The sequence below is a fragment of the Nocardia sp. NPDC058497 genome, assembly GCF_042720195.1.
Lineage (GTDB): Bacteria > Actinomycetota > Actinomycetes > Mycobacteriales > Mycobacteriaceae > Nocardia.
Map to the genome: position 1 here is coordinate 1 of NZ_JBHXMY010000513.1, position 4,215 is coordinate 4,215.

The following is a 4,215-nucleotide window of genomic DNA, read 5'->3' on the forward strand; positions in this document are numbered from 1 at the left end:
GGCCCCCCCCCCCCGGGCTCGCCCCCCCCCGGGCGGGGACGGCCCGGGGCCGCCACCCCGCGCCCGCCGGTGCCCCCGGGGGGGGGCCCCGGGGGCGGGGGGGGCGGCGGGGCCGGATCACCCGGTACCGGGCTTTCGGCGCCGAGCCCCGGCCGCAGTGTCGCCGGCGCCCCGGTCGCCGGTGTACCCGGCACCGCGGGCATCGGAGCGGCGGCAGCGAGCGCGGGCCGCACCGGCATGCCGGGCATGATGGGCGCGCCGGGCGCGGGCCGCGGCCGCGGTGGCGACGACGAGGACGAGCACAAGATCCCCGACTACCTGATCACGGCGGAGAACACCGAGGAACTACTCGGTGAGCAGCCGAGGACCCTCGCGGGCGGCGTGATCGGCGCCGACGCGCCGGCCGCGGCACCAGCCGCTCCCACCCAGCCCCAACAGCACTGAGCGAACCAGGAGTATTACCTCACCATGGCCGAATGGGTCTGGGAGCCAGATGATTTCGCGGCTCTGTGGTACAGCGACGGCATCGATCGCTTCCCGCGCCCGCTGCATTTCCTGAGCAAGTACCGCACGCTCGACGAGTACGAGGCGAATCGAGCCAGGGTCCGCGCCGCGCTCGATGATGAGGAGCGCGAACTGATCCGGCTGGCGTTGCACACGCTGACCTTCGGCCAGTTCCGCATCGAGATCCGCGGCGGCTCGACCGCGACCGACCAGGGCGCCCTGCGCGAATACCGCATCGTCGGCGCGCAAAACCATCAGCACGCCGTGGTGCTGGCCCAGGCCACGGTCGACGACGTCGACGGCCCGATCCACGGCCGCCTAGTCCCCGCCGCCCAGCTACCGCAGCGCCTCGCCGGCCGCGTCCCCACCTGCGCACCCGGCACCCACCAGCCCCTCTCCGTCGCCGCCGCGGACCTGCGTTCCCCCGCCACCCCACCGTCCTACGCCGCCCGCACGCCGAGGGAACAATACGAGGCCCTCACCAGACGCCCGATCGACGGCAGCGGCTACGCCCGCCTGTTCACCGGCCACATCCTCGACCGCCCCGCCCCGTGGTTCGCCACCCAATGGATCGACATCACCGCCGACGGCCGCTACCTGCAACGCCGCACCCCCGACCGCGTCACCGTCCGCCCCGCCACCACCGCCGACCTCACCACCGGCTTCACCGACTGGATCGACCGCGCCCACCGCCGCCTCCGCGAATCCGAACCCGCCGATTGGTGACACCCGCTCTGGCCGGCCTGCCTGCCTCGGGGTGGCGCAGCCGGTCGTCGACCGTCGGCCCCAAACGCCAAGGCCCAGCGAGCAGCGGTTTCTCTGTGCCATGCTTGATATATGGCACGCAAGGCCACCATCACCCTGCCCGTCGACCTGCTCGAATCGATCCGCGAGCGGGCCGACGAACGCGGCGTGTCGGCCTACGTCACCGAGGCTGTTCGCCATCGTGATGCGATGGACGAGCTCCGCGAGCTGGGAGACGTTCTGGACTCCGAGTACGGCCCGGTCTCGCCTGCGGAGATCGAAGCGGCGCGAGCGGAGCTGATCGAAGCGCTCTGGGGTGGTCCACGGTCGCGTAACCCCAAGACGGCGTGAGCCGCGCCCGTACCGCGGCTGGACTGACCCAGGCCGAGTTGGCCCGGCGCATGGGCACCACGCAGCCCACAGTCGCCCGCATCGAGGGTGGTGGTCGGATGCCGACGATGGACATGCTCGAGCGCCTGGCTACCGCTGTCGGACGGCATCTGGAGATCACGTTGCGTGCCAGCGCATGAGCCGACCCGGCGACTACCGATACAGAGTCGCCAGGTCGACCAGGACGATATCGCCGGATTCGGCAGCGGCCGCGCGCGCCCTGTCGTTGAATCCGGCGCCGCTGAAGAGCAGCAGTCGGGTGTGTGTGGTGTCGAATTTGCCGTTGGCCGTGATGGTTTCGCGGATTCGGCGTAGGCGGTCGATGTGTCCGGCGCCGATCGTGTCGTTCCATTTCGCCTCGCCGATCGCCAGCAAGGGTGGCTTCGCGTTGTCGGCGATGCCGATGAGCGCGACGTCGATCTCCTGCGTTGTGCGGGTGCTCGGGTCGTGCACCGCGCCGTGACCGACGCGGGCGGGCAGGCCGGCGAACAGGTTCGGGTCGGCGAAATGCAGTGCCCAGTCGCGGCAGAGCTGTTCGAAATGGGGGCCGACGACGTTGCTCGCGAACCGGTGCCTGCTGCCTTGCCACACCCGAGTGGCGCTGCCTGGCCGTTCCAGCTGGGCCCACACCGGTCGCATGATCGACTGGTAGAAGGTGATCAGGGGTTCGGCGATGCGGTAGGTGGATCGATTGTCGCGGAACGCGTCAGCGTCGCGGTGCAGTAGTCCGACGTCTTCGAGAACGGTGATCGGGTGGGCGATGTCGGTCGCCTTCCGTTCGAGATAGGCCGCCATGCCGCCGCGCGTCGCGTTGCCGGTGGCGACCGCGGCCAGGACTGACAGATACAAGCCGCGGTCGCGGAGATCGGGTTCCTCCGCGAGCAGGTAGCGGGGTTCGCGGAACAGCGGGGTTTCCGGGTTCAGGACTGTCCTGGTGACCCAGTTGTCGAAATCCGCCCAGCTCGCGGGCGAGTCACCCCGGGCGAAATCCCGCCGATAGGCGGGTGTTCCCCCGACGATGGCGTGCACCGAGACCGCCAGCCGGGGATCGTCGATGTCCCAGAAGGTGGCAGCGGCCCGATAGTCGAGTGGATGCACGACGAGTTCGAGGCCCGCACGCCCGCGCAGCGGCGCGTTGCCAGAGAGCAGCCGCCCCATGAACGACATCGCCGATCCGCACAGCAGCAATCGGGTGCGTGAGTTCATTCGCTGTTCGCGCAGCGGGCGGTAGGCGTCTTGGATCACCGACGGCAACTCGGAGTTCGCCCGCGCGAGAAAGGGAAACTCGTCGATCACCACGGGAACCGGACGATTCGCGCCGAGCTCGAGAAGTACGTCGACCACTTCCGACCAGTGGTGGAAGTGGTACGGGCTGGCTGGGCGCACATGCTCGGTCAGTGCTTCGCCGATCCTGCGCAGCGACTCCGCGTCGGCCGCCTCGGTGGCGCCGAAGTAGAACCCGCCGGCGGCCCGAACCGCCGCCTCGAGCAGGAAGGTCTTGCCTTGCCGCCGGCGACCCGACACCACACCGAGTGTGGCTCCCGACTGCCCGTCCTCGATGAACCGCGTCAGTGCTGACCACTCATGGTCTCGATCGAACATGTCACGGGGCTTCTCCATGACATCTCCTTGTAGGTGTGTAGTTATATAAACTGTACCTCTACAAAGGTGTGTTCCCGCGGTGCGTCGGGTAGGTCAGGCCGCGGTCTTCTTCCTGTCGAGCAGGTTCTCCCGGTGCAGGCCCCTGTAGTCGTAGTACTTGGTGACGGCGACGCCGCCGACGAGGGCAATGAGCAGCCCGAGCAGCGACATCCAGATCCCCCGGCCCAGACCGGCGGTGTAGTCGGATTCGAAGTACAGGATCGAGCGCACGCCCAGGTAGACCTGGTGCATCGGCTCGAACTCGGCCAGCCAGGAGATGTAGGTGGGGATCGCCTGGATCGGGACGGTGCCACTGGACGAGGGCAGTCCCAGGATGACGAAAACGGCCAGGTTGATCAGCAGGCCCGCGGTGCCGAAGGCGGCCAGCGAAGCCAGACACGTCAGGCCGACCGCGATCAGGGCCAGCACCGAGAACAAGAACAGCTGCGTCGAGTGGTCGCCGGAGACTCCCAAGATCTTCGCTATCAGCAGATAGAGTGCCGAGATCACGACGGCCACGAGGACCATCACGCCCCATTTGATCAGCAAGGTGCGCGAGCGCGAGATCGGCGTCGGCGGATAGTGCACATACCAGGGGCCGTAGTCGGTGGGCTGGAAACCCAGCTGCGCGTCGACCATGGTGTGGATGACCATCGCGCCGACCACGCCCGCCATCAGGATCAGCAGCGCGTAGAAGAAGGCGGTCAAGCCCATACCCGCGTCCTTGCTCAGCGGTCGCCAGTCCTGCTCGACCATCTGGATCGGCTGAGCTAGCGTCAGTTGGGCGGCGCCGGAGATCTGCGGCGCGGGCGTGCCTTGCGGCGTCGCGGCGAGTGTGTCGCGGACCCGCTGGGTGAGTTGCTGTCCGACCTGTGCGTTCACCTCGGTCATCGAGCGCGCGCCGATGCGGTTCACGATGCCCGCGGCGTACGGGCC

The 4,215-nt window shown here is 68.9% G+C and carries 5 protein-coding genes and 1 pseudogene; 4 read left to right on the forward strand and 2 right to left on the reverse strand.

Annotated elements, in window-relative coordinates; all coding sequences use genetic code 11:
* The 4 genes and pseudogenes from ACFWPJ_RS26115 to ACFWPJ_RS26130 form a co-directional block, all read left to right on the forward strand.
* A pseudogene (locus tag ACFWPJ_RS26115) lies at positions 1-444 on the forward strand (hypothetical protein); the annotation flags it as partial.
* Positions 445-468: 24 nt separating this feature from the next.
* The gene (locus ACFWPJ_RS26120; protein ID WP_378855110.1) at positions 469-1,230 is read left to right on the forward strand and encodes an ESX secretion-associated protein EspG; all 762 of its coding nucleotides are present in this window, start codon (positions 469-471) and stop codon (positions 1,228-1,230) included.
* A 111-nt stretch (positions 1,231-1,341) separates the two neighbouring features.
* The gene (locus ACFWPJ_RS26125; protein WP_378855112.1) at positions 1,342-1,599 is read left to right on the forward strand and encodes a hypothetical protein; all 258 of its coding nucleotides are present in this window, start codon (positions 1,342-1,344) and stop codon (positions 1,597-1,599) included.
* Complete coding sequence (locus tag ACFWPJ_RS26130; RefSeq protein ID WP_378855114.1) at positions 1,596-1,778, forward strand: helix-turn-helix domain-containing protein; 183 nt, start codon at positions 1,596-1,598, stop codon at positions 1,776-1,778. The genes ACFWPJ_RS26125 and ACFWPJ_RS26130 overlap by 4 nt, the downstream gene beginning before the upstream one ends.
* A 13-nt stretch (positions 1,779-1,791) precedes the next feature.
* On the opposite strand, the gene ACFWPJ_RS26135 is transcribed toward ACFWPJ_RS26130, so the two are convergent.
* Both ACFWPJ_RS26135 and ACFWPJ_RS26140 read right to left on the reverse strand, forming a co-directional pair.
* Positions 1,792-3,258 carry an ATP-binding protein gene (locus ACFWPJ_RS26135; protein WP_378855116.1) on the reverse strand — a complete coding sequence of 489 codons (1,467 nt, stop codon included), beginning with the start codon at positions 3,256-3,258 and terminating at the stop codon, positions 1,792-1,794.
* 75 nt (positions 3,259-3,333) lie between these two features.
* The coding region (locus ACFWPJ_RS26140) for a DUF3533 domain-containing protein (protein WP_378855118.1) at positions 3,334-4,215 on the reverse strand (882 nt) is incomplete at its 5' end.

What these genes read in the sequence shown, in the direction of transcription:
- ACFWPJ_RS26120 (WP_378855110.1), top strand. Translation starts at nt 469, where the DNA reads ATGGCCGAATGGGTCTGGGAGCCAGATGATTTCGCGGCTCTGTGGTAC.
- ACFWPJ_RS26125 (WP_378855112.1), top strand. Translation starts at nt 1,342, where the DNA reads ATGGCACGCAAGGCCACCATCACCCTGCCCGTCGACCTGCTCGAATCG.
- ACFWPJ_RS26135 (WP_378855116.1), bottom strand. Translation starts at nt 3,258, where the DNA reads ATGGAGAAGCCCCGTGACATGTTCGATCGAGACCATGAGTGGTCAGCA.